We start from the raw sequence: 26,739 nt of genomic DNA, 5'->3' as shown, positions 1-26,739 counted from the left end.
ACAAAGAAATACAAATGGAAATGGTAGTTAATTATTGTATATTAAATACAATGGATAACACTTTTTTTATTGATACAAACAAAGATTTAAAGATTATAAGTGCAATACCTGAAATTTTAGAAGAATCCATGAATGGCGGAGATTATGAAAATTATAATCAAGAAGATGAAAATTTCGGTTTAGATATAAATTCCCCTATTCCATGTAAGGGAATAAATGAAGCATATGATTATTTAGACAGACTTAAAACCGATTCTAATATGGAACTTTATTATAAAAGAACAGGAAGTTTTGAAATAGAGTCAAGTGACTACTTAATAGACGAATTTATTACATATACAAAAGACAATAAAGAATATAAAAAAATATATCTAAACATTTACTCAAAAGAAACAACTAAAAAAGCTCCAAAAGGTTTCATATTAAAAGAAAAATAAAAAAGCACTTTAAAAGTGCTTTTTTTATCTTAATTTTGCATTTAATGTTTCTGATAGAGCTTTTACAATATTATCGAATCTTACGTCTATTTCTTCATCTGTTAATGTTCTGTCTTCAGCTCTAAATTCAAGGCTTACAGCTACGGATTTTTTACCTTCGCCTACTTGTTTTCCTGTAAATACGTCAAATACTTCACTTGATACAAGATATTCTCCGCCTGCTTTCTTAATTTCATCAAGGATTTCACCTGCATAAATATCTTCATCAACTACAACTGCAATATCTCTTTGAAGAGATGGGAATTTTGCAAGTTGTTTAAATTCGATTTCTTTGTCGTAATTTTCTGTGATTGTTTTTACGTCAATTTCAGCAACAACAACATCTTCTTTTAAGTTGTATTTCTTAAGTAAAAGAGGATGAACGTTTCCTACATAACCGATTACTTTATCATTTACTGAAATGTAAGCGCTTCTTGTAGGGTGAAGCATCTTTTCTTCTGCTTTTGTGAATTTAACGTTTTTAATTCTAAATTTGTTGAAAATATATTCAACAATTCCTTTAATTTCAAAATAATCTGTATTGTATTTACCAATAACAAGTTTTTCTTCTTGTAAAGGTAGTCCTAATTCATCATATTTAGCATCAAAGAATACATTACCTATCTCAAATAAAACTCTTTCTTTATTCTTTCTGCTGTAGTTAAATGATAATGACTCAAGCATGCTTATCATCATAGAAGTTCTCATGTATCCTGTATCTTCCCCAAGAGGATTTATTACTTTTACATATTTGCTTCTAATATCTTTATCTTCAAATCCGAGTTCATCAAGTTTTTCTTTTGATGTAAATGTATAAGTAAGAGTTTCAAGTCCTCCTATTGCAATTAATGCTTCCTTAATTTTGTTTTTATCACTATAGTAAACATTCTTTTCACTTATATAATTTGATGTTTCCATAAGTGTACTTGGAATATTGTTGTATCCATACATTCTTGCGATTTCTTCAACAACATCTTCTTTTATGTTTATGTCATCTCTTAAAATAGGAGCAGTAATGCTTATTATATCCCCGTTTACTTTTGGTTCAAAGTTTAGTAAATCAAGAAGTCTTGCTTGTTCTTCTACTGAAATATCGCTTCCTAAAATTCTGTTAACATCTTTTGAATCAATATCCATTTTTACAGGTTCTTTTTCATAGAAGTTTTCATCAATTAAGCCTTCTACAAGTTCACAAGCACCGATTTCAACAAGTAATGATGCTGCTCTGTCTATTGCATATCTTGTAATCAAAGGATTAATTCCCTTTTCATAATGTGCTGAAGCTTCACTTCTAAGTCCAAATACTCTTGATGTTCTTCTTATTGAGTTTTTGTTGAAGTTTGCAGATTCTATTACGATATTTTTTGTATCATCATCTACAACTGAGTTTAAAGCACCCATAACCCCTGCTACACAAACACCTTTTTTTGCATCATTGATAAGTAGCATTTTATCATCAAGATCTCTTTCTATGTTGTCAAGAGTAACCATTTTTTCACCGTTTTTCGCAGTGTCAACAATGATTTTATGTCCTTCTAATTTATCATAATCAAACATATGAAGTGGTTGACCAAGTTCTAACATAACATAGTTAGAAACGTCAACGATATTTGATATAGGTCTAATACCACAAGCCATTAATCTTTGTTGCATCCAAAGTGGTGATTGTTCAACTTTTTTAACTTTAAGCATTCTTGCACAGTATCTTTTACATAAGTCTGTATTTTTTACTTCAACGCTTAATTTATCATTAATATCATTAGCTTTATCTTCGATTTTAAAATCAGGCATAACAAATTTTTTACCAAGTGTTGCACCTGCTTCATAAGCCATACCTAAAATACTGTTACAATCTTGTCTGTTATTTGTAAGTTCAAAATCAATTACATATTCATCAAGACCCAATACTTTTTTTGCATCTTCTCCTAAAGGTACGTCTTCAGAGAAAATATAAATCCCATCTTCCAAATGTTTTGGAACAATGCTTGAACTCATGCCAAGTTCAGCACCTGAACAAAGCATACCGTAAGATTCAACTCCTCTTAATTTTGCTTTTTTAAGAGTCATTCCATTTGGAAGTTTTGCACCAACTTTTGCATAAGGAACAATATCTCCGACTTTTACATTTTTAGCCCCTGTAACAACTTGATATTCTTCGCTTCCGTCAAACATTGTGCATATAACTAATTTTTCCGCATCTTCATGTGGTTTAATATCTTTAATTTTCGCTGTTATAACACCTTCAATTCCTTCTCCAAGATAAGTTACGGTTTCAACCATAGAACCGCTTACAGTCATCATTTCGGCAAATTCATTTATATCTTTATCTACATTTACATATTCTTTTAACCAGTTTATAGGTAATAACATTCCAAGTCCTCCTTAAAATTGAGTTAATAACTCAGTATCGTTTGCAAATAATAATCTTAAATCTTTAATACCGTATTTAAGCATAGTCATTCTGTCAAGTCCCATTCCGAAAGCAAAACCGGTATATACATCAGGGTCTATTCCACAGGCTTTTAGTACGTTTGGATGAACCATTCCGCAGCCTAAAATTTCAATAAATCCTGAACCTTTGCAAACATTACATCCCTTTCCGTGACAAGCTATGCAAGTTGCGTCCATTTCGGCACTTGGTTCCGTAAAGTAAAATTGATGTGGTCTGAATCTTGTTTTTGTTTCTTCTCCGTAAAGTCTTTTTACAACATATTCAAGTGTTCCCTTAAGGTCTGCCATTGTAATCCCTTTATCTACAATTAAACCTTCTATTTGGTGGAACAAAGGTGAATGAGTTGCATCAATTTCATCTGTTCTATAAACTTTTCCTGGAGCAATAACCTTGATTGGAACATCTTTTGCTTTCATTGCTCTAATTTGAACAGGTGAAGTTTGTGTTCTAAGGCAAACTTCATCATTTATATAGAAAGTATCGCTTTTATCTCTTGATGAATGGTCAAGAGGAACGTTTAAGTTATCAAAGTTATATCTTACAAGTTCTATTTCAGGACCTTCTGCAACAGAAAAACCAAGAGATGCAAAGATTTCTTCAAGTTCTCCTATGATATTATATAGAGGATGATGATGTCCCACTTCTACTTCCTTACCAGGAAGAGTAATATCTATTTTATCTTTTTCAAGTTTTTCAAGTAAGATTTTTTCTTCAATGCTTGTTTTCATTTTTCCAAGCTCTGATTCTATGGCTTCTCTTACTTCGTTTGCAAGTTTACCTATTATAGGTCTTTCTTCTTTACTTAATCCTCCCATTCCTCTAAGTATTGCCGTAAGTTTTCCTTTTTTACCCATAAATTCAATTCTGAATTTTTCTAAATCTTCCAATGAATGAAGATTTTGTATTTTTTCTTTTGCTTCGTTTTGTATATTTAGTAACTGATCTTTCACTTTATCCTCCAAAATAGTTTTATTTGATATTTTTAACTACTCCCTCTTTGATTGCTTGATCGTATACCGCTTTTGCAACTGCATCAGCAACATTTTTATCAAGTGCACTAGGAAGTATATTATGTTCGTTTAACTCATCTTCTTTTATAAAGTTTGCAATGGCATATGTAGCTTCAACTTTCATACCTTCTGTAATCTTTGTTGCATATGCACCAAGAGCACCTTTAAATATTCCAGGGAATGCAAGAACGTTATTTACTTGATTTTCAAAATCGCTTCTTCCCGTTCCAACAACTCTTGCCCCGCCTTTTTTTGCAACGTCAGGCATAATTTCAGGCACAGGATTTGCCATGGCAAAAATAATTGCATCTTCACTCATGCTTCTTACCATTTCTTCATCAACAAGATTTCCCTTTGAAACTCCTATAAAGACATCTGCATTCTTTATAACGTCTTTTAAAAGTCCCTCTTCTTTATTTGGATTTGTTATTTTTAAAAGTTCTCTTTGAACATAATTGTCATCTCTGCCTTCTTTTAAAGCACCGTTAATACCGCATACCACAACATTTTTTGCACCTAAATTTATAAGCATTTTTGTTATGGCATATCCCGCCGAACCATCTCCATTTACAACAATTTTTATTTTATCTATATCTTTTTTTACTATTTTTAAAGCATTTGTTATTCCTGCCCCAACTACAATGGCTGTTCCGTGTTGGTCATCATGAAATACAGGAATATCAAGTTCTTCTTTTAATCTGTTTTCTATTTCAACACATCTTGGAGCAGATATATCCTCAAGGTTAATTCCTCCAAAAACAGGCGAAATAAGTTTTACGGTTTTTACTATTTCATCAACATCCTTTGAATCCACGCAAATAGGGAAAGCATCAACACCGCCAAACTCTTTAAATAAGATAGCCTTTCCCTCCATTACGGGAATTGCAGCTTTAGCACCTATATCACCAAGACCTAAAACCGCTGTTCCATCACTTACTACACCTACAAGATTTTTCTTAACCGTATATTTATATACGTCATCTTCATTTTCATGTATCTCTACACAAGGCTGAGCAACGCCCGGTGTATATAAAAGTGATAAATCTTCGTTTGTTTTTACTTCTTTTTTGCTTATAACTTCAAGTTTCCCGTTTAACTGTTCATGAAGTTTAAGAGATTTTTCTTTTACATCCATAATTTTCCTTCTTCCGTTATTTCTTTTTTCTTAATATACTGCCAAAATTTTCTGTATTATAATCTTCCCCAAGATCTTCTTTCAAAGTCGGATTTGAAAATACAAAAGCTATTCTTTTGACTAATTCTTCATCCACGGTATTTATCACAAAATCATTTTCTTTTGTTATTATTGGAACAAATTTTATTTTATTATTTTTTGCAGCTGTCTCACTTATAAAGCACACATCAAACCTGTCTGATAACAAAGCTGACAACAATACCGTTTCATTTTTATATATATTATCCTCAAAACCCTTTATATCCTTATAGTTTATTTTTTTGTTTTTAAGTAAGGTTTCAAGTATTTTTCTGGAAAAATCATTTCTCGGAAGATTTCCAAAAACTATATTCTTTTTAGCCAAATCTTCAACATCGGTTATTTCAAGGTATTTTTTGTTTATGGCAAAACCATATCTTTCCCTTACACCTTGAATTATAACTTTTCCTTTTATAAGCTCATCTTTAAAATGCTCGCTTTTTCCTTCAAATTCTCCAAGCACATATTCTTTTGATGTAATACTGCCCTTTAATTCATTTACATTTGAACTTTGAATTATATTCATTTTGTCAAAAGAAGAATATTCTATTATTTTAGAATTTATTAAATTCTTTCTTCCCACAAACAACACGTTATTATCCGTATCCTTTAAAGGCTTAAATAAATGAACCTTTATGTCCTCTCCTTTTTTTATGTTTTTTACATTTTCGTTTATCACAAAATATCCGTCTGAACCAAAAAAGTCATACATTGAAGCATTTTTCACTTGAAGAGGAAGAGCTTTAAAACCGTCGGAATTGTTAAATAAATTTACATATACAAATTCTTTATAATAAAAACTTGAATCCACATCTTCCATAAGCTTTGCCATAATGGTATTTTCTTTTTCTTCTCCTACCCTTGTAAGCAAAGATATGTATTTTTTTATAAACATATTATAAAGGAATATATTTGAAAATATATCTCCAGGGAAAGCAAACACATCACATCCCAAAACTTTTCCATACATAAAGTTAGTAGCGGGTATTGTATTCATTCCTTTTATATATACACTTCCCAATTTATCTATAACTTCATAAGTATGGTCATTGCTTCCTTCTCCGGTTCTTCCGATTACAATAACCAAATCATTTTTTAAAGAAGCTTCCTTTACCCTCTTTTCAAAATCTCTTTTATCTTCTCTTTCATGAGGATATAAATTTATTTGTACTCTTTCGTTTTGTATTTTGTTTTTTAAAACCATAAAGATGGTTTCAGGATTGTGTTTTCTTTTTTCATGTTTGTACTTTTCTTCATTTAAAGTAAGCACAAATCCTATTTTAAGTTTTTTATAAACACTTACCTTATCAACTCTAGCTTCCAAAAGAACCCCTATTTTTTCACTGTCTAAAAGAGTGTCTTTTGCATATAAATAACTGCCCTTTTGTCTTTCCTGACCTTTAAACTTTATACCATAAAAAAGGTTAGGCATATAATTTACATAAATAAGATTTCCTTTATATATAATATCGTGCTTATCTATTACAATATTATATTTATCATCAACAAAATCACCTTTATTTACTTTCTTGTATTCCCTTATTTTATATAGGTTTTCTTTCTTTTCAATATCTTTTATGTTTACCGCTACACCGTCATATAAAGAATAAGAATAACTCGGTACATCTTCCTTTGCATAAACATTATCAAATAAAACTCTGTTAAAAGAATCATATACATCTACATACTCACTTTGAAGATGCTTTGTTTCTTTTAATAATCCAAGGAAAACCTCCTGCATCTGTTCAAAAGAAATATCTTTATAACAATCCATACTTATACCTCTATAAAAGCGTAACCTTTACGGTTTCGTCCTTTTCAATTTTATCTTTGTTTTTAGATATTTCTATATATCCATTTGCATCTCGCATTACCTCACTGTAAGATGCATCAAAGTCAATGGCTTCAAAATATGTTTCGTCTTTTTCTTCCATTATTTTAACAAAAACATACTCGTTAATTCCCTTTCTTGCAGGAATATTATAAAGGCTTATTGCATCTATATAACCTTCACTGTCTTTAATATCAAGCATATAATTCATTACAGGATTTACAAGCTCCCTAAATCCTATAAGTACATCTTTAGGCATTGAGTCAAACACGTAAACAAAAGTGGAATTTATATTGTATATCAAAGCATTTTTTGAAGGAGAAATCAAAATATCTTCAAAATAGCATTTTCCACTTTCTAAGAAAAATTTATTTTTATCGTAATTAAGTATAATTACAATATCACATTCTTTTGTAGCTTTATCAAGAACTTCCTTATGGGCATTTTTATATATTCCATAAGAAATTCCAACACATCTTTTCTTTTCAAGTTCCGAAAGCAAAATATAAGAGCATATGTCTATATCTTTGTTTATGTCTTTATCTCTTACTCTAATAATGTTATTTCCGGTAGAGATAATTCCTACCTTAACCTTTTTATAAACTTCAACCATAAATTCATTTAAACTCGCAAGAAGTCCTATATGAAAACTGTTTAAAAGTGTATTTTTTCGTAGCACCACATCATTTTCTTTTACTGTGCTTCCTTTAAGACAAACACCGCTATTTTTGTTTATGGGTCTGTTTATTGTTACATAACTTCCGTATTCTTTAACATACTTTATATCAATAACACTGTCTGCTCCAAGAGGAAGCTTATCTCCTTTTGAAACTTTCTTTATTTGTGTTAAATTTATTTCATTTTCATTTACTATATCAAAACGTATAGGTTCGTAATAATCAACTCCATATAATCCTTCGTGATTTATGGCATACCCGTCGATTTGTGCTATATCACTTTCAGGAATATTTACTTTTGATACTACGTCTTTTGCAAGAACATGATTTAAACTATCTTCAAGCATTATAACGTGACTTTTTATTTTAATATTTCCACAGTCATCTTTAAGCATTTTCAATACTTCGTTTTTTGTATAAGAGTTAAGCATTTTTTTCTCCCAAAATAAGTATTTTCAACAAAATTCATACAAAAAATTATAACACAATCCCCTATCAAATACAAGGAAAAGGCTTATAAGGGAATAAACAAAAAGCTAAATAAAATTAATAAAAAAACAACGATAATATTATATTTTTTCATTAATTTACATTTATTTTATTTAAGAAGAAATTAAATATTTTATACCTTAATTTGTCGAAAATTGCAGAAAAAGAAAATAATTTGCCATAAAAAGACATAATTTGTAATAAAAAAACAAAAAAACATATTAAAAACGTATTTATAAAATATGTAATATATATTAGAATATAATAAAAAAATATAAAAATTATAAGTATTTTAAAGTAAAAATTTGATTAATTATAAAAAATACTTTGAATTAATCACTTTTAAATGATATAATCTTGATTTATGAAATTTTATAAGAAAAAAAGTAAAATAAATAAAACTTTTTCAAATTAATTTTCTTTTCTTATAAAATAAAATTAATCAAAACATATATTAAATATTTAGATAAAGAGGTTTTAAAATTGGCAAATATACAAAACATTATGAATACATACACAAGCAATATGGGAAATATGACTCTGCCGGCAATTTCAATAAGAGATTTATCTTTAATTACCGGAATGAATGCAAACTTTGACGTTTCAAGAAGCGAATCATTAGTGGCTTTGGAAGAAAGCGTTAAAGAAGACAGCCTAATCTATTTAATTGCTCAAATAGATGCCGATAAGGAAGAAATCAGCCTTGAAAACCTACGTGAAGTTGGGGTTTTGGCTAAAATTACAAACCTTATAAGACTTCCTTATAACGCAATAAAAGTTTCAGTTAAAATTTTAAACAGAGTAAAAATAAAGGAATATATACAAGCAAGTCCTTATATTTTGGCAAATGCGGATATAATAAATTATTCTGAGGAAGAATTAACCGAAGAAGAAATTGCAATGACAAATATATTAAAAGAAAAATTCAACAAATATTCTGCATATAAAATGTCTACGGCAGAATTTGAACTTTCTTCATTTCTTTCTTCAATCAAAAATCCAAACGAACTTATAGACCTTATTTTACCGCCTTTAAATCTTGATTATGATACTTTTCAAGATATACTTTGTATGACGGACACAAAACAAAGATATAAAGAAGTATATAAGGTTTTGGAAAAAAGAATTTCTGTTTTATCTCTTGAAAATGAAATAGAAAAAGAAGTTAAAGAAAAAATGGAAAAACTTCAAAAAGAAGTTTATTTGAGAGAAAAAATTGAAGTTTTACAAGACAGACTTCATAATGCCGACGGAAGTGCAAGCGGAAGTGACTATACAAAAAAATTAGAAAAACTTCCTATTCCTGAAGAATACAAAGAAAAAATACAAAAAGAAATAGACAGACTAAATACAATACCTGTCGGCTCAAGTGAAGCGGGAGTAATCCAGACTTATATTGAAACAATACTTGACTTACCTTGGGAAAAAGAAGAAAAACCGGATATTGACTTAAAAGAAGCACAAAAAACTTTAGATGAAGACCACTACGGTTTAAAAGAAGTTAAGGAAAGAATAATAGAATACTTATCAGTATTAAAACTTACAAACTCCCTAAAAGGACCTATCGTTTGCTTAGTTGGACCTCCGGGGGTTGGTAAAACATCAATCGCAAAAGCAATAGCAAAAGCATCAAAAAGGAAATTCGTTCGTCTGTCAGTTGGCGGAACAAGAGACGAAGCAGAAATAACAGGTCACAGAAGGACTTATATAGGCGCAATGCCTGGAAGAATTATTGCGGGAATAAAACAGGCAAAAACAAATTCTCCACTATTTCTTCTTGATGAAATAGATAAAATCGGTTCTGATTTTAAAGGAGACCCTGCAAGTGCTCTTCTTGAAGTATTGGACCCTGAACAAAACTCAAACTTCTCTGACCACTACCTTGAAATTCCTTTTGATCTTTCAAATGTATTATTTGTTGCAACAGCAAATACGGCAGCAACAATTCCTCCTGCTCTTTTAGACAGAATGGAAGTAATAGAAATACCTGGTTATATGCCAAAAGAAAAAGTTGAAATTGCAAAAAAACACTTAATCAAAAAAGAACTTGAAGCACATGGACTTACTAAGGATAACCTTAAATTTACTCCTGCCGCTTTGGATAAAATAGTGTCAGACTATACTTTGGAATCAGGTGTAAGACAACTTGAAAGATTAATAGCTAAAATATGCAGAAAATGCGCAAAGAAAATCGTGTTAAACGAAGATGAAAAAATAGAAGTTACAGTAAAAAATCTACACGAATATTTAGGAAAAGAATTAATAACATTCAACAAACAAAGCAATAAAAAATATGTGGGAAAAGTTACCGGACTTGCTTATACAAGTTACGGCGGTGACACATTAAAAATAGAAGCCGTTCTTACTGAAGGTAAAGGAAGAATTGAACTTACTGGAAATCTTGGAGATGTTATGCAGGAATCGGCAAAAACTGCACTAACTTACGTTAGAACAATAGCCGATAAGTTAAACGCCGATAAAGATTTCTATGAAAAGAAAGACATTCATATCCATGTTCCTGAAGGTGCAACTCCAAAAGACGGTCCAAGTGCAGGGATAACTCTTGCGACTGCAATAATATCTGCCCTAACAAATATGAAAGTTGCAGAAGACATCGCAATGACCGGTGAAATAACTCTATCAGGTGATGTTCTTCCAATAGGAGGACTAAGAGAAAAACTTCTTGCAGCAGCAAGAGCAAGAGTAAAAAAAGTCTTAATTCCTAAAGAAAATGTAAAAGACCTTGAAGAAATAAGTGAAGACATCAAAAAACACCTTGAAATAACTCCTGTAAAACACATGAAAGAAGTATATAAAATAATTTTTGAAGAGGAAAATAAATGATTATAAAAAGTGCCGAAATAGTAACCAGTGCAGCAAAATTTAATCAGCTGCCACCGGAAGAAAAACTTGAAATAGTTTTAATCGGAAAATCAAACGTAGGCAAATCCAGCTTTATAAATAATCTTCTTGGAAGAAAATCTCTTGCAAGAACAAGTTCTGTACCGGGAAAAACCAGAACAGCAAACTACTATAACATAAACAACGAATTTTATATTGTGGATATGCCGGGATACGGATATGCAAAAGTATCCAAAAGCGAAAAAGCACAATTCAGCAAAATAATATTCGACTATTTACAAAAAAGAAATACGGATTTTATAGTTTTTTTCCTTGTGGATATCAGGCATAAACCAACAAATAACGACATAAAAATGTATAACGATATTTTAGCAAATGATATTTATCCTGTAATTGTTCTTACAAAAGCAGATAAAATCAGCAAAAACAAAAGAAAAAAGAATATAGATATAATAAAACAAACCTTAGAATTAGATGATGATGATAAAATAATAATTTATTCAACACAAGAAAATCTCGGAAGAGATGAAACACTTGATTTTATAAGTGAATTTATTTAATTAATGTGAGGTAAAAATGGCTATAGGTATTGCAGTTTTAATTATTATGGGTATTTTGCTTTTATCATGGATAATAATTTGTTTTGTATTATGTATGAAACGAAACAAAAAGATAATAGAAAGTTTAGATACTAAAGTTCATGTTAAATGTGAAAAATGCGGTTTAGAATATGATGTACAGCCAAAGGAAATTACAAAAACTTATCTTTCAAAATCAAAAAGTATAACAAAAACCAAGATGAAAGATGGAGCACTTATTAATAAACCGGAGTATGGTTATTATTCAAAAAAATTCTTTTGTCCAAATTGCAACAAAATGGAATACGCAAAAGTACAAAATGTAAATGAACTAAATGATAAAATATTAAAAAGCACATCAAAATCTTATATTAAGTGTTTTATAATGATGATTATGGGAGGGCTTATTATCCTTCTTATTACAAGTATTCCAATGATTATTTTAAACAAAACGCAACAAAATAAAATAGAAGATTTGAAACAACAGCAATACGAACAATTTTTAGATAATTATAATTTAAATTAAAAAAGTCCATTATTTACATGGACTTTTTAGTTAAATTCAAAATATACTGTTAAATATTAAAGGAATTTCTATAATACACATTATAAAAAAACAAAAAGTAAAGTATATGTAAAATTTATATAAAATATATGTTTTGTATTGCAATTTTATATAATAAAGATTAAAATCCATATATATTTAATTTAATTGGTAAAATAGAGACTTATAAGGGATAATAAGGATGAACAGCATTTTAGGGAAAAAAATCAGTTACACACAAATTATAGCATTAGGATTTTTATTAATAATATTTACGGGAGGGACTCTTCTTTCTTTGCCGATATCGTCAAGAACCGGGGAATTTACTCCTTTTTTAAATGCTCTTTTCACGGCAACATCTGCCACATGCGTAACGGGACTTGTAGTGTATGATACATTCACACATTGGTCTGTATTCGGGCAAATAGTAATCATAAGCCTTATTCAAATAGGCGGTATTGGATTTATGACGATAATAACAATGTTATCTATTTTTTTAAAAAGAAAAATAGGTTTGAATGAAAGAAAACTTTTGATGCAGTCTGCGGGAAGCAATCAAATCGGTGGCGTAGTTGCTCTAATTTTAAGAATAGTTAAAGGAACTATTTTATTCGAAGGAATAGGCGCCATTTTACTGGCAACAAGATTTATTCCAGATATGGGAATTGCAGAGGGAATTTACAATGCCGTATTTCATTCAATATCGGCGTTTTGTAATGCAGGATTCGATTTAATGGGGAAATTCGGGCAATTCTCATCATTAACAACATATTCAGACGATATAATCGTAAACGTAACTATAATGTCACTTATCGTCATAGGCGGTATAGGATTTGTAGTTTGGAGTGATATATTAAAACACAAATTAAAATTTAGCAGATATGAATTACATTCAAAAATTGTATTAATTGCAACAACTTGTCTGATTATAGGCGGAGCATTAATTTTCTTTATATTTGAAAACTCAAACGGAGTAATTGCAGACAGTTCGGTAAAAGAAAAAATATTAGTTTCTTTTTTCCAATCGGTTACACCGAGAACTGCCGGATTTAATACGATAAACTGGGTAGACATTCATCAGGGAACTGCGTTGTTTACGGTATTTCTAATGTTGGTCGGAGGGAGTCCCGGCTCAACCGCAGGTGGTATGAAAACCACAACTTTAGTTGTTCTTATAATGAGTGCCGTTGCATCTTCAAGACAACAAAACGGCATTACCATTTTCAAAAGGAAATTAGAAAATGAAACGGTAAAACAAGCAAGTGCCGTTTCAACATTATATATATTCGGATTTTTATTGGGATGTATGATTCTTTGTTATTTTGAAAACAGTTCGGCTTTGGCAATAATGTTTGAAGTTTCTTCAGCAATCGGAACCGTAGGTTCATCAATGGGTATTACGGCCGGATTATGTCCGATTTCGAAAATAGTAATAATTTCATTGATGTACGCTGGAAGAGTAGGCATTTTAACATTAATGATAGCATTAAACGCCAAGAAAAAATCAGCACCTATAGAAAGACCGACTGAAAAAATATTAATAGGTTAAAAATTTACATATATTATTTTAAAGAAAGGGATAAAAAATGAAATCAGTTTTAGTAATAGGAATGGGAAGATTTGGAAAACATCTTTCAAGAAAAATGCAGGAGCTCGGAAACGATGTAATGATAATAGATAAAGATGAAGAAAAAATTACGGAATATGCATCGGAATTTACCGACTCTCAAATCGGCGATTGTAGAATTGAGGCAGTGCTACAATCAATTGGAGTAAATAATTTTGACATATGTTTTGTTGCCATAGGAGAAGACTTCCAATCATCTTTGGAAATAACAGCACTTCTTAAAGACTTAAATGCAAAATGGGTTGTAACAAAGGCAAGCAGTGATATACAAAAGAAACTTCTTTTAAGAATAGGTGCAGATGAAGTTGTATACCCTGAAAGAGATACGGCAGAAAAATTGGCAATAAGGTCAAATGCAAAAAATATTTTTGATTATATACAGTTAACAGATGAATATTCAATATATGAAATTCCAATTATTAACTCATGGGTTGGAAAAACAATTATAGAACTTGCCATAAGAAGAAAATATAAAGTAAACATCATTGCAGTAAAAAATGCTAACTCTTTAGATCCTGTTCCGAGTCCTTTATACACTTTTAAAGAAGGGGATCATATAATTGTTATAGGGAAATCATCAGATGTTTTTAAACTTACATCATTAACATAAAAAAGACTCTTTATGAGTCTTTTTAATTTTGATTTTTTAAATATTCAACCAATACTTTACTGTTATGCCTTATCACTCCATCTACATAGCTGACAAGATCCAATCCGGTAAACTTATATTTTTTCTTTATTTCATTGGTTAAATTTGCCTCTACAGCTTTAGAATGTTTTTTTCTGTAATTCTTTAAAACTTCTTTATCTATTTTTTCCGTATTGTATATTACTTCATCAAAAATTCTAAGATCTGACGGAATATGTCTTTCAACCTCTGTTACATGTTTTGTAACATCAAACCCATCGGTTTCACCATGCTGAGTCATTATGTTTGTTACAAAATATTTTTTAGCTTTTCTGTTTTTGCTTATAGCATAAGGTATATCAGTAATAAGAAGATTTGGAATAATTGATGTATACAAACTTCCTGGGCTTAAAATTATAATATCCGCATTATTTATCTTTTCAACTGCATAATCATTTACCTTTGCACTGGTTGGAGATAAAAATACCCTTTTTACTTTTGTTTTCATTTTTATTGCCTGCTTAGGTATCTTTGATTCTCCGCTTACAACAGCTGTATTTTCAAGAAGAGCACATAAAGTTACATTATCATTCTTTGTAACAGCAACTACCTCACCTTTAATAGCGAGAACATCGCTTATATCCTTTATGGCTTTAGGGAAACTTTCGCTTATTTCATTTAAAGCTGCAAGAAATAAATTACCAAAAGAATGTTTTTTCAATGCCCCTTTTGTAAATCTATATTCCATAAGTTTTGTCATAGTGGATTCATCTTCTGCAAGAGCGGTAATGCAGTTTCTTATATCCCCTACTGCTAAAATACCAAGATCCCTTCTTAATTTACCGGTACTTCCGCCGTCATCAAAAACTGTTACAATGGCACTGATATTATCTGTATGTTTTTTAAATTCCTTTAATAAAACACTGTTCCCAGTCCCTCCGCCTATTATAACAATATTTTTATCCTTAAATTTCATATAATCACCTTCTTATAAATATTAATATTGGTAATTATCCTTACTTATGTCTCTATGCTCTTCTGTCACCATGTAATTATCTTCGGATAATCTTCTAGCTAACTCACTTGCAATGGCAACAGAACGGTGTCGTCCTCCCGTACATCCTATTCCAATAACAAGTTGAGCCTTACCTTCCTTTATGTAATAAGGAATGGTAAAAGAAATAATGTCATATAATTTGTTCATGAATTCTTTGGTCTGATCAAATCCAAAAACATAATCGGAAACTTCTTTGTTTTTCCCCGTTAAAGGCTTCAAATCCTTTTCGTAAAAAGGATTTGGAAGAAATCTTACGTCAAAAACTATATCTGCATCATGAAGTATTCCATATTTAAACCCAAAGGAACTAACATTAATGGTAAAAATAGACGGAATATCATCAAACCTGCTGTAACAATCATGAAGAATCTTTTCAAAATCTCTTTCTTTAAGCTTTGAAGTATCAATTATAAGGTCAGCCCTTCTTCTAACCTCTTCCATTGATTTCCTTTCTTTTTTTATGGCAACTTCTATTCTGTCATTTCCGGAAATCAAATGTTTTCTTCTGTTCTTTTTATATCTTGAAATAAGTACATCATCATCAGCATCAATAAATAAAATTTCCGCATTTCTTTCTTCTTTTAAATTATCTAAAATAAGACCTATATCATCGAAAAAAGCACTTCCTCTTACATCAAGTACAATAGCTATATTTTCTATTTTAGGCTCGCTTTTATCCAGTAGCTCTATAAATGTATCTATAAGTTTCGGAGGAAGATTATCTACACAATAAAATGCTCTATCTTGAAAAAATCTTAGAGCAACACTCTTTCCTGCCGCCAACATTCCCGCAACAACTATTATTCTCATTTCATACCTCCTTTACTGTTTTATTATATAATTAATTAAGCATCAAAGTAAACTTTAAAATACATATTTAATATAAATTTTAATTTTTTTTCACTGCATTTTAACTTATAAATGTTAATGTATAATAAATAAATTGTATTAAAAGGCATAAAATGGAAGAATATATTAAAATTATTACTGATGAACTTTTAAAAGGTTTTGACTTGTCTCATATTTATGAAGACATTATAGTAATACTTATTATAATAATTACAATAATGTTAATAATAAAATTAATAAAAATATATATAACCAGTTTAAAATAAGTAAGTATATTTTTTGCTTTTTATATAATAAAAAAATCCATAACAAAAGTTATGGCTTTTTAAAATGGAAAAAGAAAATGAAGAGGTCCGTAAAACAAATACCCCATAACACCCGACAATATAATAAGCATAATAGGATGCATTTTCTTGAATTTAAATTTTAACATTAAAATTATTATTAAAATTATTATTCCAATGTAATTTGTAACTTTTCCGTTTGTAATAAATATTGATGCAAATATGGTAAAAGCAGAAGAAGCAATTGTCCCAACAACTGCAGGTCTAAGTCCTGCAAGAACTGCTTTTACATATTTATTATCTTGAAAATCAAAGAAAAATTTACTTATTATAAGTATTATTATTAGAGATGGCAGAACAACTCCAAGTGTTGCGGCAGCTGCTCCTAAAATTCCTTCTTTGTTAAAACCTATAAATGTTGCAATGTTTATAGCAAAAGGACCGGGAGTAGACTCGCTTATTCCTATAAAATCAATTATATCTGAAACGGTTGCCCAATTATGAGATATAACTTCTGCTTTTATAAGAGGAATCATCGCGTACCCCCCTCCAAAAGTAAACAAACCTATTTTAAAAAACACCGTAAAAAGCTGTGCTATCATTTTATTCAATCCCTCCTTTTACGATGTTTAATCCATGCACCAAAACACCAAGCAAAGCACATGCAATAAGTACATAAATTACGTTTATCCCAGTAAAAGCGGTTATTAAAAACGAAACTATCAATAACGTAAGATTAAACCAATTGTTTTTTATCTGCTTTGAAAGCTTTAAAGCGGCTTCCAAAATAAGAACTATAACCCCGGCTTGTATACCTGAGAAAATATTGTTTACTATAACATTGTCTCTGAACATGTTAAACAAAACGGAAACTACAATAATAACAAAAAAAGACGGTAACACAACACCCAAAGTGGCAACTACGGAGCCAATCACTCCATCAACTTTATATCCTACAAATGTAGCACAATTTATGGCAAGAGGCCCTGGAGTACTTTGTGAAATTGCCGTTATATCAAGCATTTCTTTTTCACTAATCCATTTTTTATTTTCAACTACTTCCTTTTGTAAAAGAGGAATCATTGCATATCCTCCCCCAAAAGTAAAGGCTCCTACATTTGCAAAAGCCAAAAATAACTCCAATTTTTTGTTTTTCAATTTAAACTCCTTTAGAAAAATATTATGAGAAATAGTTTAAACGAATTTCAGCTTATATATTATAACATAGATATATATATTTATTTTTGTTTATACAAACTTTTTACATAATAAAAAAAGATGAATGCCTAAACATTCATCTTTTTATTATTTATTAAAAATAACCACAGCCTTAAATAAATCTCCGTCAATATCTATAGAAAAACTTCCGCCTTGAGCTTCAACAAAGCTTTTTACTATTGCAAGCCCAAGCCCGCTTCCACTTTCATGTCTTGATTTATCACCTCTAACAAATCTCTCTACAATTTCATCACTTGTAAAATTCATTTGGGCTGCAGAAATATTTTTAAGAGAAATTATAACCTTGTCATCTTCTTCAGTTATATCAATATATACCCTTGTTCTTTCCATGGCGTATTTTGATATATTATTAAATAAATTCTCAAACACCCTGTAAGTTTTGTTACCATCAAGTAAAAGATTTATATTCATATCATAAGTATTCATTATTACATCGAGATTTCTGCTTTCAAATAAATCACTACACTCACTCTTTGTCTGCTCTATTAAAGATACTATGTTAAGTTCCATTAAATCAAGCTTTATATCTCCGCTATTTACTTTACTTACTTCAAATAAATCTTCTATTAAATTGCTTAATCTGTCAATATATTGGTTTAGCATTTTAAGATATTCTTCTTTTTGTTCATTTGGAATACCCTCCTGCCCCATAAGTTCAACATAATTTTTAATTCCCGTTAAAGGTGTTTTTAAATCATGACTTACATTACTTATAAGTTCTGTTTTCATGTTCTGGGATTTTGTTTCTTCTTTAACAGCTTCTTTAAAACCCTCTTCAATATTTTTAAATTCATCTCTTAATGAATTAAATACTCCCATATCTTCATTCATTTCGTCATTAAAATTGCCTTTTGCAAGTTCATGAGTTGAACTTAAAAGAGTATTATAATTATTATGAATCTCATCTGTCTTCTTTTTAAGCATGAAGAATAAGAAAACAGAATAAATTATTGCAAGTATAGAACCAAATCCCCATAAGAAAGTTAAGAAAATTATTATTAGCATATTCATAAATAAAAATTTCATTAACTTTTTATTTACAGGATCCCTTAAATCAATACTTATTAAATTGTTTAATACCTCTTTAACTTTTCTAACAAGAAGAGAAATCAAAGTATCTTCTTTTATGAATCTCCATATACCTTCAACAAATATATATTTTATATCGAAACATCCTATTGCAATAGATAAAAATGTAACTACCCATACAAGAATATTTGAAACCAGAACCATAAAATTAGGATATCTAAGTCCTATTTTATTCATAAGGCTTAAAAACATTCCGTTAATTGAATATCCAGCACAAACCAAACAAGCCATACAGCACATAGTAATAATAAATGAAATTAAAAATAAATTTACCTCTCCTTTAAAACTTATAAATGTTTTAAAAGGTTTAACCTCTTTTACTATTTTTGTAGGAGCAAATAAAATAAATATTGCTATTATAGCACTTCCTATAAGAAGACATACTCCGGTAAATGGATTATAATTTTCCCATGAATTAATATAATAAGATATTGCTCCTCCATTATCAGAAAGAACCTTTGGAATTGCATATGTAAAACTCATATTCTTAGGAATATTCATTTTAATTTGATCATACGGTATTGTGTATCCATCAATATAGTAATATTCAGCTCCATCTTCAACAACAAAAGCAGAATCTCCATACATTGAAGAAATATAATTATAAACAGGATACTTTGAAAAATATGAAGCAGAATAATTTGAATCGCTTTTCAAATTACCTTTACTGTCATATGAAAATGACACATAATAAATATTATCATTTTCTTTACTGGCATCAATATCACTTTTTACATAATTTTTGTTTTCCTTATTTTTTACATAATATATAAAATTACTGTCATTTTCAAGTAGTGAAACACTGCTTGTCATATTATCTTCAAAACGTTCATATATACTGTTTTGCACATTTTCAGGAACATCTTTACCAAAAGAAAAAACCTTAAAATCAGGATCTAATTCCATTGTTTTAGCCAAAGTAAAATATTTCATATCCTCTACTAAATATGAATTGATTACATAAGATTTATCTGTTATTTTTCCTTCAACATTATCATATAATCCAATGGCTATACTACTTAAAAAAACAATCAATACCGTTAACAACGATATAAAAATATATTTTTTTTTCATTAAATATCACCCATAATTATAATTTTTCGATTTTATATCCTACACCCCAAACTACTTTAATGTATTGTGGTTTTTTAGGATTAACTTCTATTTTTTCTCTAAGTCTTCTAATATGTACCATTATGGTTTCAGTACTGATTGCTTTTTCATTCCATACAAGTTCATATATCTGTTCTGCAGAATAAACTCTTCCTGGATTTTTTATAAGAAGTTTTAATATTTCATATTCTTTAACAGTTAATTTAACCTTTTTACCATTAGCAAAAACCTCTTTTGTGTAGTCGTCAAGCTCCAATCCACCAACAATATATTTATTGCTTTCTTCTTCTTTTGGAGCATTATTTTTTAAATTTAAAATTTGTTCATATCTTCTAATTTGCGAATTTACTCTTGCAATTAATTCCATTGAAGCAAATGGTTTTGTAACATAATCATCGGCACCTATGTTTAATCCTGTAATTTTATCAATATCTTCAGATTTTGCACTTAAGAATATTACAGGGAAATCATATTTTTCTCTTACTTTCATAACCATGGTAATACCATCCATAACAGGCATCATTATATCTACTATTGCTAAATGGATGTCATTATTTTGTATTATTTCAAGTCCTTCTTTTCCGTTTTCTGCTTCAAATACATTATACCCTTGATTTTTCAAATATATTATTATGGCGTCTCTTATACCTTTTTCATCTTCAACAATTAAAATATTATGTTCCATTTCTCTTCCCCTTTTATTTTTTATAATTATATTTTATACAACATAATCAACTTTTTGAAGTATTATTTAATTTTTTATAATAAAAAAATCCAAAAACTACTAAAAAAACGGTAATAACACCTACAATAATCGCCATTAAAAAATTTTGCTCTCTAATAGAACCTGTTATAAAAGTAGATGTTATAATACTTGGAATTCTTCCGATAGTAGTAACAATAAGCCATCTGTAAAGTTTAATATTGGTTAAAGAAACAAGGTAGGTCATAACATCCTTTGGTGTTCCCGGAATTAAAAATAAAATGAAAATCCACATTAAATTTTTCTTTTTTTCGAAAAGTCCTTCAACCTTTTTTATTTGTTCTTTTTTAAACATAAGGTTTATTACTTTACTTCCAAAAGTTTTAACAAGATAATATACAACTATTGTCCCTAAAAACGAGCCAATCAAGCATATTATAGTTCCCCATAGGGAGCCAAACATATATCCTGCCGCAAGTTCAATAGGTTCTCCCGGAATAAAAGCAATGAATATTTGAAGAGTTACAATTAAAATCATAAACAATTCTTTTATTCCATGAGGCATTGACTTCGCGTATTCTAAAATCTTATTTATATCTAACGTAAAAAAAATACCAAGCAAAACCAAAACCGCAATTGAAATTATAGAAATTAAAGCTATTTTCTTTTTATTCATAGTTGTATACCAAATTTAGATTATCTTCAAAAGAATAATTCCAAACCCTTTGTGTATTATATAAATTGTTGAGTTCGTAAACACTTCCTTCAAAAACCGTTTCAAACTCATCTCTAAATGCAATTTCACTTGGTCTGATATGCTTACTACCTTTTTCAAAATCTATAATTTCATTCATATTTAAAATTTCACTTACAAACTGAGAACAAAATTTATAATTTTGTCTGTTTAAAGTAATATTTTTATTACAAAACATTAATCCTAAAATATCATATTTATATTTGAATCTGTTTTTATACATCATTTCAATAGTATTGTTAATTTTGTCAAATTGATGTTTATTTATATTAATTGATACAATTTTTATTTTTATATCTTGATTTCTTTTATATAAACCATCAAAAGGTGATTCCTTTGCAAATCCTGCGGGAAGCATAAAATTTGTATATCTTCTCCCAAAAGAATAAAATTCCCTAAAGTTTTCATCAGTCGAAATCGCAACATGTGTATAAGGCTCTTTTGTTCTTTGATATATTGCCTTTGAAAGCAAAGTATTTGATCTTGAAAACATTAAATAAACTTTATAATTTTTTTCAAAAATTCTCATAATATCACCTCTTTACACGGATATTATAAAAATTATTTCTTATAAAAAACTTGTCAATTTTATTAAAATTTTCTTAAATATTTTTATAATCAAAGTTTTTAAATTAAGACAATAAAATTTTAAACAATAATTTACATATTATTTTTATTTGAATATTAAAACTATTTTTAAGAAAAAATAAAACAAAAGGAGGTTGAAATGGAATTTAAAAATTCTAAAACAGTTAAAAACTTAATGAGTTCTTTTATAGGTGAAAGCGGCGTTTACCAAAGATATTCATATTATGCCAAAAGAGCAAATGATGACGGATATAAATATATAGAAGATATATTTAACGAAACTGCCATGAATGAACTATATCACGCAAAAAGATTTATGATGCTAATAAATAAAGAACTGCCGGGAGCAAAAATAAGAATAAGCGAAAGCGACTATCCGGCATTTCTTGGAACAACACTTGAAAATTTACAGTTTGCAGCAAAAGGCGAACACGAAGAAGCAACGGAAATTTATCCTTCTTTTGCAAAAACAGCAAAAGAAGAAGGCTTTAATGATGTAGCTGCTTACTATGAACTTATAGCAAACGTTGAAAAATTTCACCATGAAAGATTTGAAAAACTTAAAAACGAAGTTAAAAATGGATTCTTTACAAGAGAAGATGATACAACATGGGTTTGCCTAAAATGCGGACATAGATATCAAGGAAAAACTTCTCCTAAAGTCTGTCCTATTTGTGCTCATGAACAAGCATATTTCAAACCTATTTTAAATTGTAATAATTAAAAAAAGTGCTTTAAAAGCACTTTTTTTATTCTTCTATTTGACTTTCAATTTCTTCATATACGCTGTTTAAAATCTCTTCACTGTACCCTTTATTATAAAAAAATGAATATACTTTATATTTAACGGATTTTATATCTTCACCTTTGTTTAAATATTTATAAAATCTTTTTCTTATTTTCTCTTTTATTTTTTCATTTTCTACTAAGGAATCTTCTTCAGAAATATATTCATCAATAAGAGAATTTACAAGTTTATAATCATATCCTTTTCTTATAGCAGAATTTATTATCTTATCTTTCTTTTCTCTTAAGAAAAGCTCTTTGTGTTTGTTATTTTGTTTTGTAATAAATTCAATTAAATTTTCTCTTTCTTCCTCTTCGCTAAAATACTCATTTAAGGAAGAATATACAATATCAGGTTTTATTCCTTTATTTATAAGGTCATTTTTTATTTTGTTTCTACCCGTAAGTGAAGACACTTTTGTTCTTATGAAACTTTGAGAATAATCATAGTCATTTACATATTTAAGCTCAAGTAACCTGTTTAAAATATCATTAATGACAATTTCAGGAAAATGTTTTTTTTCTAAATAAGTAATAATCTCCATTTCACATCTTATGGCATAAGAAAGATAATTAAGACTTAAGTTAAGTCCGCTTTCATATAAATAATCATAGCTTTCTTTTACAAGCTCTTCCATCTCCACTTCATCCATAACAGCTAATTTGTCTATTACTTTTTTGTCAAGCCTTAAAATTATTTCATCATTTAATGTTACGTTATATTCTCTTTTTGTTTTAGATATATTTGTTACTACATCCATAATCTACCTGTCATACTACATTGCTTTTATTATATCGCAAAGAAGAATTGCGCAGTTATCACTTGCTTTTTTCAAGTTTTCTCTAAAATCAGTATTTGCACCTTCGTCCGCACTGTCACTTATTCCTCTTATCCCTGCAAAGTTTATTTTGTTTACATAACAAACTTCACCAAGAGAAGCTGTTTCCATATCTGTGCAATATCCATCAAATTTTTCAATTAAATATTCTTTATCTTCCTTTGAAGAAACAAATTTATCAGCAGTCATTATATTTCCAAAGTAAACTTTAAAATCATAATTTTGAACCAATTCTTTTGCTGTTTCGTTTATTTTTTCATATTGTTTAAAATCTTTTATTTCAATGTCAGGTACTTGTCCAATTTCATAACCAAGCCCCCTTACATCCATATCAGACTGGATAGCATTTGTTGCAAGGACAACATCTCCTATATGCATTCCGCCTTTCAATCCTCCTGCAACTCCGCAGTTAATAATCAAATCCAAATCAAAGTTATCGATAAGTTTTTGTGCTGTTAAAGCCATGTATACCTTACCTGTAAAACATCTTACAACTACAACGTCTTTACCATGTAAATTTCCAATAACATAATCCGTATTATTAATATTTTTTATTTTAACGTCTTCCATACTTTCTTTTATGTAATTAAGTTCTTCTTCCATTGAAGCAATTATTCCTATCATACTATTCACTCTCCTTTAATAATTCCTTAACATTATAAAATAAATCAATATTAAAAACAAATTATTTTTCTTTACTTTGTTACATAAAATAGTATACTACAAGTAAGAATATATCTTAGAGGTGAAAAATGGATTTTTTAATTAATTTTTTAACGCAGTCAGGTCCAATCGTTTATATGACGATTTTCTGCCTTAAAGTTCTTGAAATATCTCTTGACACAATAAGAATCGTTTTAATAAATAAAGGTCAAAAAGAACTTGGCAGTCTGGTTGGTTTTGTTGTTATCATTCTATGGATATTTGTTGCATCAAGTGTTTTATCTACACTTCAAGAAGATTTATGGAAAGCTCTATTCTATGCTTTAGGATATGCAGTGGGTATTTATGTTGGAATAGTAATTGAAAAGAAAATCGCTCTTGGATATGTAAGCATGGAAATAAACGTAAGAGGTGTTACAGGTGAAGACCTTGCAAAAACACTTAGAGATAATAAATTCGGCGTAACAATAATGAAAGGTGAAGGTTTTAATCATACAAGATATATTTTAAAACTTCATGTAAACAGAAAAAGAGTTGAAGAAGCTATGAATATTGCATATCAAAACGTTCCCGACTGTGTAATTACAATAAACGATATTGTAACAATGGAAGGCGGATATATGTATGGAGTAAGAAGACGTAGATAAAAAAAAGAAACCATTATGGTTTCTTTTTTTTATTCTTCTTTGTTGTCTTCTTCTATTATTCCTCTTTCCAAAGCTTTATCATGGACAAGATGTAAAAGTTCTATCTCTCCATCAATTTCTACTTCATAAGGATAATTCTTTCCAATAACCTTAAATGCATCAAGTTGTTCTCTTGCTTTTTCTTCATCTTTATTATATAAAAGTTCGTATGCATAAAGCTGTCTTCTTCTTGAAATATAGTAATTCTGTGTTACTTCTATATACCTTTTTAAATCTTCATCGTATATCTGTGTAATTTTTTCATCCCTGCAATCACCAATAAGTTCCAAAAAGAATAATTCGCTTTTTATTTCACTTTTATGAACACTTAACATATCATCAACGTTATTTAATGAATATTCTATAAGCTCTCTTGCTTTATCAAATTCTCTTTTATCAATTAGATAACATACTCTAAAATTAAACATTGCGCTAACCAAAGGATTTTTACAATTCGCTTTTTCATCTACTTCAAAAAGCCTTTCATCCATATCCTTATATCTTATGCCTTTTGTAAGAAGACCATTAATTTTAAGCTGAGCATAAAAAGCTTTTTTTGTATTCAAATCTTCATCAAGGTAAAGAGCATTTGCACCATCATTGGCTATCCCCCCAACACGTCTTGGGATTCCGTTTAACATTGCAAAATATAAACTTAATGCACTTGCAACTATAAAACCTTCCGAAAGAACTATAATATAAGGAAGAGAAATATATAATAAAAAACAGATTATTCCAAATAATAAATTGAAAATCACACCACCAAAGCTATATAAAACATAAGGGAAATCATAATCATCACTTTTTATATCAGGAGGAATCATTAAACATTGTCCACCTGTTCCCGGTATATGATATTTTTTATATGTAAGCCTTTTTCCACTTTTTATAAACATCATATTTGCTATTCTAAAAGAAGCAAACTTATATCCCGATAGTAGTCCAAAAACAAAATGTCCGCCTTCGTGAATGATAATTGAAACATAAACCAGTACACTTGCCCAAAGCATTAAGAAAAGCAGGCTTTCAAGTCCATGAAAAACTCCAATGCCTTTTATCATAACCATTCCCACAACCAAAGCAAGTGAAAGTATCATTGCTAAATCTGGAAGGAAATCTGCATTTGAATTTTTATTATCTTTTTGATAAATGTTATTTTGAATTTCTTTATCTTCGTTATTTTCTTCTATAAAAGACTTATTATCATCTTCGTAAAGGTTGTTTTCCTTTTTCTTTTCATCCTCTAACTGTTCAAAATATTTTTTTTGAATACTTATATCGTAATTTTCTTTCTCAAGAAGCATTTTATCTTTTTCTACACTGTCTTTTTCATCTAAAATATTTTTATCATCAGTTAAATAAGTCATCAAATAATCGTCAAAAGTCTTTGCTTCTTCTCTGTTTTTATTTTCGTCCATACTTTTCACCAATAAATTTAATTTTTAAATATATTACCATATAAACGATTTATTTACAAATAATAAAAGATACCCCTAAAGAGTATCTTCATTTGTTAATATATTATTTTTCTTATAATTCTTTATTAAATAAATTGCTGTAATAACAAATGTAGTAGAATCCGTAAGAGCAGTAGAAATATCTAAAATGCTTATTGAATACATAACCCATAAAAATAAATTTATACATAAACTCATTTTTGTTTCCCTTATGCCTTTACAGTAAAAACTGCATATTGAATATT

26 protein-coding genes are annotated in these 26,739 nt (G+C 29.0%); 9 read left to right on the top strand and 17 right to left on the bottom strand.

The genetic code is table 11. From position 1 onward, the window contains the following. Window positions 1-437: hypothetical protein (locus FGQ49_RS07835; RefSeq protein WP_207669799.1), on the top strand; the 437-nt coding region annotated here is incomplete at its 5' end. A 24-nt stretch (window positions 438-461) separates the two neighbouring features. On the opposite strand, the gene pheT is transcribed toward FGQ49_RS07835, so the two are convergent. Genes pheT through FGQ49_RS07810 form a run of 5 tightly spaced genes read right to left on the bottom strand, consistent with a single transcriptional unit; the run spans window position 462 to window position 8,090 of the window. Continuing rightward, on the bottom strand, window positions 462-2,846 hold the full coding sequence (gene pheT, locus FGQ49_RS07830; RefSeq protein WP_138269315.1) for a phenylalanine--tRNA ligase subunit beta: 2,385 nt from the start codon (window positions 2,844-2,846) through the stop codon (window positions 462-464). Between the two features lie 12 nt (window positions 2,847-2,858). Continuing rightward, complete coding sequence (gene pheS, locus FGQ49_RS07825; RefSeq protein ID WP_138269314.1) at window positions 2,859-3,878, bottom strand: phenylalanine--tRNA ligase subunit alpha; 1,020 nt, start codon at window positions 3,876-3,878, stop codon at window positions 2,859-2,861. 19 nt (window positions 3,879-3,897) lie between these two features. Further along, window positions 3,898-5,073, bottom strand: coding sequence for an NAD(P)-dependent malic enzyme (locus FGQ49_RS07820; protein ID WP_138269313.1), 1,176 nt, complete (start codon window positions 5,071-5,073; stop codon window positions 3,898-3,900). Between the two features lie 16 nt (window positions 5,074-5,089). Continuing rightward, window positions 5,090-6,925, bottom strand: coding sequence for a substrate-binding domain-containing protein (locus tag FGQ49_RS07815; protein WP_138269312.1), 1,836 nt, complete (start codon window positions 6,923-6,925; stop codon window positions 5,090-5,092). Window positions 6,926-6,935: 10 nt separating this feature from the next. Beyond that, entirely contained in the window at window positions 6,936-8,090 is a 1,155-nt protein-coding gene (locus tag FGQ49_RS07810) for a molybdopterin molybdotransferase MoeA (protein WP_138269311.1), read from the bottom strand. 541 nt (window positions 8,091-8,631) lie between these two features. Between FGQ49_RS07810 and lon the strand changes: the two genes are divergently transcribed. The 5 genes from lon (at window position 8,632) to FGQ49_RS07785 (ending at window position 14,369) form a co-directional block, all read left to right on the top strand. Further along, window positions 8,632-10,992: an endopeptidase La gene (gene lon, locus FGQ49_RS07805; RefSeq protein ID WP_243112236.1), complete on the top strand. Its 2,361-nt coding sequence runs from the start codon at window positions 8,632-8,634 to the stop codon at window positions 10,990-10,992. Further along, complete coding sequence (yihA, locus tag FGQ49_RS07800) at window positions 10,989-11,570, top strand: ribosome biogenesis GTP-binding protein YihA/YsxC (protein ID WP_138269310.1); 582 nt, start codon at window positions 10,989-10,991, stop codon at window positions 11,568-11,570. Before lon ends, yihA begins: the two co-directional genes overlap by 4 nt. 16 nt (window positions 11,571-11,586) lie before the next feature. Further along, complete coding sequence (locus FGQ49_RS07795; protein ID WP_138269309.1) at window positions 11,587-12,114, top strand: hypothetical protein; 528 nt, start codon at window positions 11,587-11,589, stop codon at window positions 12,112-12,114. A 220-nt stretch (window positions 12,115-12,334) separates the two neighbouring features. Next, the gene (locus FGQ49_RS07790; RefSeq protein ID WP_138269308.1) at window positions 12,335-13,681 is read left to right on the top strand and encodes a TrkH family potassium uptake protein; all 1,347 of its coding nucleotides are present in this window, start codon (window positions 12,335-12,337) and stop codon (window positions 13,679-13,681) included. A 37-nt stretch (window positions 13,682-13,718) separates the two neighbouring features. Then, window positions 13,719-14,369, top strand: a complete 651-nt coding sequence (locus FGQ49_RS07785; RefSeq protein ID WP_138269307.1) for a potassium channel family protein — start codon at window positions 13,719-13,721, stop codon at window positions 14,367-14,369. A gap of 22 nt (window positions 14,370-14,391) precedes the next feature. Here the strand turns inward: FGQ49_RS07785 and FGQ49_RS07780 are convergent, their stop codons facing one another. Together FGQ49_RS07780 and rapZ are read right to left on the bottom strand one after the other, a co-directional pair. Beyond that, on the bottom strand, window positions 14,392-15,363 hold the full coding sequence (locus tag FGQ49_RS07780; RefSeq protein ID WP_138269306.1) for a gluconeogenesis factor YvcK family protein: 972 nt from the start codon (window positions 15,361-15,363) through the stop codon (window positions 14,392-14,394). 21 nt (window positions 15,364-15,384) lie between these two features. Beyond that, window positions 15,385-16,254, bottom strand: a complete 870-nt coding sequence (rapZ, locus tag FGQ49_RS07775; RefSeq protein WP_138269305.1) for an RNase adapter RapZ — start codon at window positions 16,252-16,254, stop codon at window positions 15,385-15,387. A gap of 152 nt (window positions 16,255-16,406) precedes the next feature. Between rapZ and FGQ49_RS10385 the strand changes: the two genes are divergently transcribed. Next, entirely contained in the window at window positions 16,407-16,559 is a 153-nt protein-coding gene (locus FGQ49_RS10385) for a hypothetical protein (protein ID WP_171020640.1), read from the top strand. A 59-nt stretch (window positions 16,560-16,618) separates the two neighbouring features. Here FGQ49_RS10385 and FGQ49_RS07770 read toward each other — a convergent pair whose 3' ends face one another. The 6 genes from FGQ49_RS07770 to FGQ49_RS07745 all read right to left on the bottom strand — a co-directional run bounded on the left by FGQ49_RS07770 (window position 16,619) and on the right by FGQ49_RS07745 (window position 22,004). Then, window positions 16,619-17,179, bottom strand: a complete 561-nt coding sequence (locus tag FGQ49_RS07770) for a chromate transporter (protein WP_138269304.1) — start codon at window positions 17,177-17,179, stop codon at window positions 16,619-16,621. Window position 17,180: 1 nt separating this feature from the next. Next, entirely contained in the window at window positions 17,181-17,735 is a 555-nt protein-coding gene (locus FGQ49_RS07765) for a chromate transporter (protein ID WP_138269303.1), read from the bottom strand. A 147-nt stretch (window positions 17,736-17,882) separates the two neighbouring features. Beyond that, on the bottom strand, window positions 17,883-19,979 hold the full coding sequence (locus FGQ49_RS07760) for a sensor histidine kinase (RefSeq protein ID WP_138269302.1): 2,097 nt from the start codon (window positions 19,977-19,979) through the stop codon (window positions 17,883-17,885). Window positions 19,980-19,995: 16 nt separating this feature from the next. After that, window positions 19,996-20,703 (bottom strand): response regulator transcription factor, encoded by a 708-nt coding sequence (locus tag FGQ49_RS07755; RefSeq protein ID WP_138269301.1) that lies wholly within the window; start codon window positions 20,701-20,703, stop codon window positions 19,996-19,998. A gap of 46 nt (window positions 20,704-20,749) precedes the next feature. Continuing rightward, complete coding sequence (locus tag FGQ49_RS07750; RefSeq protein WP_138269300.1) at window positions 20,750-21,397, bottom strand: TVP38/TMEM64 family protein; 648 nt, start codon at window positions 21,395-21,397, stop codon at window positions 20,750-20,752. Then, window positions 21,390-22,004, bottom strand: coding sequence for a hypothetical protein (locus FGQ49_RS07745; RefSeq protein ID WP_138269299.1), 615 nt, complete (start codon window positions 22,002-22,004; stop codon window positions 21,390-21,392). The genes FGQ49_RS07750 and FGQ49_RS07745 overlap by 8 nt, the downstream gene beginning before the upstream one ends. A gap of 198 nt (window positions 22,005-22,202) precedes the next feature. Here FGQ49_RS07745 and rbr point away from each other — a divergent pair, with 198 nt between their 5' ends. Beyond that, window positions 22,203-22,787 (top strand): rubrerythrin, encoded by a 585-nt coding sequence (gene rbr, locus FGQ49_RS07740; protein WP_138269298.1) that lies wholly within the window; start codon window positions 22,203-22,205, stop codon window positions 22,785-22,787. Window positions 22,788-22,812: 25 nt separating this feature from the next. Here the strand turns inward: rbr and FGQ49_RS07735 are convergent, their stop codons facing one another. After that, a complete protein-coding gene (locus tag FGQ49_RS07735; protein WP_138269297.1) occupies window positions 22,813-23,610 on the bottom strand; it encodes a RecX family transcriptional regulator in 798 nt (265 codons plus the stop codon). 15 nt (window positions 23,611-23,625) lie between these two features. Continuing rightward, window positions 23,626-24,312 carry a 5'-methylthioadenosine/adenosylhomocysteine nucleosidase gene (locus tag FGQ49_RS07730; RefSeq protein ID WP_138269296.1) on the bottom strand — a complete coding sequence of 229 codons (687 nt, stop codon included), beginning with the start codon at window positions 24,310-24,312 and terminating at the stop codon, window positions 23,626-23,628. Window positions 24,313-24,440: 128 nt separating this feature from the next. Here FGQ49_RS07730 and FGQ49_RS07725 point away from each other — a divergent pair, with 128 nt between their 5' ends. After that, window positions 24,441-24,998 carry a DUF2179 domain-containing protein gene (locus tag FGQ49_RS07725; protein WP_138269295.1) on the top strand — a complete coding sequence of 186 codons (558 nt, stop codon included), beginning with the start codon at window positions 24,441-24,443 and terminating at the stop codon, window positions 24,996-24,998. A gap of 29 nt (window positions 24,999-25,027) precedes the next feature. Here the strand turns inward: FGQ49_RS07725 and FGQ49_RS07720 are convergent, their stop codons facing one another. Both FGQ49_RS07720 and FGQ49_RS07715 read right to left on the bottom strand, forming a co-directional pair. Next, window positions 25,028-26,455 (bottom strand): M50 family metallopeptidase, encoded by a 1,428-nt coding sequence (locus tag FGQ49_RS07720; protein ID WP_138269294.1) that lies wholly within the window; start codon window positions 26,453-26,455, stop codon window positions 25,028-25,030. Between the two features lie 75 nt (window positions 26,456-26,530). Continuing rightward, a partial coding sequence (locus FGQ49_RS07715; RefSeq protein WP_138269293.1) for a YgjV family protein occupies window positions 26,531-26,739 on the bottom strand: 209 nt, incomplete at its 5' end.

Source organism: Anaerofustis stercorihominis (assembly GCF_005844425.1).
GTDB classification, from domain to species: domain Bacteria; phylum Bacillota; class Clostridia; order Eubacteriales; family Anaerofustaceae; genus Anaerofustis; species Anaerofustis butyriciformans.
This window is presented reverse-complemented; position numbering and strand designations above follow the sequence as displayed.

Coding starts and splice junctions, on each gene's coding strand:
- FGQ49_RS07795 (WP_138269309.1), top strand. CDS start 11,587: ATGGCTATAGGTATTGCAGTTTTAATTATTATGGGTATTTTGCTTTTA.
- FGQ49_RS07815 (WP_138269312.1), bottom strand. CDS start 6,925: ATGGATTGTTATAAAGATATTTCTTTTGAACAGATGCAGGAGGTTTTC.
- yihA (WP_138269310.1), top strand. CDS start 10,989: ATGATTATAAAAAGTGCCGAAATAGTAACCAGTGCAGCAAAATTTAAT.
- pheT (WP_138269315.1), bottom strand. CDS start 2,846: ATGTTATTACCTATAAACTGGTTAAAAGAATATGTAAATGTAGATAAA.
- FGQ49_RS07770 (WP_138269304.1), bottom strand. CDS start 17,179: ATGATAGCACAGCTTTTTACGGTGTTTTTTAAAATAGGTTTGTTTACT.
- FGQ49_RS07755 (WP_138269301.1), bottom strand. CDS start 20,703: ATGGAACATAATATTTTAATTGTTGAAGATGAAAAAGGTATAAGAGAC.
- FGQ49_RS07785 (WP_138269307.1), top strand. CDS start 13,719: ATGAAATCAGTTTTAGTAATAGGAATGGGAAGATTTGGAAAACATCTT.
- FGQ49_RS07790 (WP_138269308.1), top strand. CDS start 12,335: ATGAACAGCATTTTAGGGAAAAAAATCAGTTACACACAAATTATAGCA.
- FGQ49_RS07720 (WP_138269294.1), bottom strand. CDS start 26,455: ATGGACGAAAATAAAAACAGAGAAGAAGCAAAGACTTTTGACGATTAT.
- rapZ (WP_138269305.1), bottom strand. CDS start 16,254: ATGAGAATAATAGTTGTTGCGGGAATGTTGGCGGCAGGAAAGAGTGTT.
- rbr (WP_138269298.1), top strand. CDS start 22,203: ATGGAATTTAAAAATTCTAAAACAGTTAAAAACTTAATGAGTTCTTTT.
- FGQ49_RS07750 (WP_138269300.1), bottom strand. CDS start 21,397: ATGAATAAAAAGAAAATAGCTTTAATTTCTATAATTTCAATTGCGGTT.
- FGQ49_RS10385 (WP_171020640.1), top strand. CDS start 16,407: ATGGAAGAATATATTAAAATTATTACTGATGAACTTTTAAAAGGTTTT.
- FGQ49_RS07730 (WP_138269296.1), bottom strand. CDS start 24,312: ATGATAGGAATAATTGCTTCAATGGAAGAAGAACTTAATTACATAAAA.
- FGQ49_RS07760 (WP_138269302.1), bottom strand. CDS start 19,979: ATGAAAAAAAAATATATTTTTATATCGTTGTTAACGGTATTGATTGTT.
- FGQ49_RS07820 (WP_138269313.1), bottom strand. CDS start 5,073: ATGGATGTAAAAGAAAAATCTCTTAAACTTCATGAACAGTTAAACGGG.
- FGQ49_RS07745 (WP_138269299.1), bottom strand. CDS start 22,004: ATGAGAATTTTTGAAAAAAATTATAAAGTTTATTTAATGTTTTCAAGA.
- FGQ49_RS07810 (WP_138269311.1), bottom strand. CDS start 8,090: ATGCTTAACTCTTATACAAAAAACGAAGTATTGAAAATGCTTAAAGAT.
- FGQ49_RS07735 (WP_138269297.1), bottom strand. CDS start 23,610: ATGGATGTAGTAACAAATATATCTAAAACAAAAAGAGAATATAACGTA.
- FGQ49_RS07725 (WP_138269295.1), top strand. CDS start 24,441: ATGGATTTTTTAATTAATTTTTTAACGCAGTCAGGTCCAATCGTTTAT.
- FGQ49_RS07780 (WP_138269306.1), bottom strand. CDS start 15,363: ATGAAATTTAAGGATAAAAATATTGTTATAATAGGCGGAGGGACTGGG.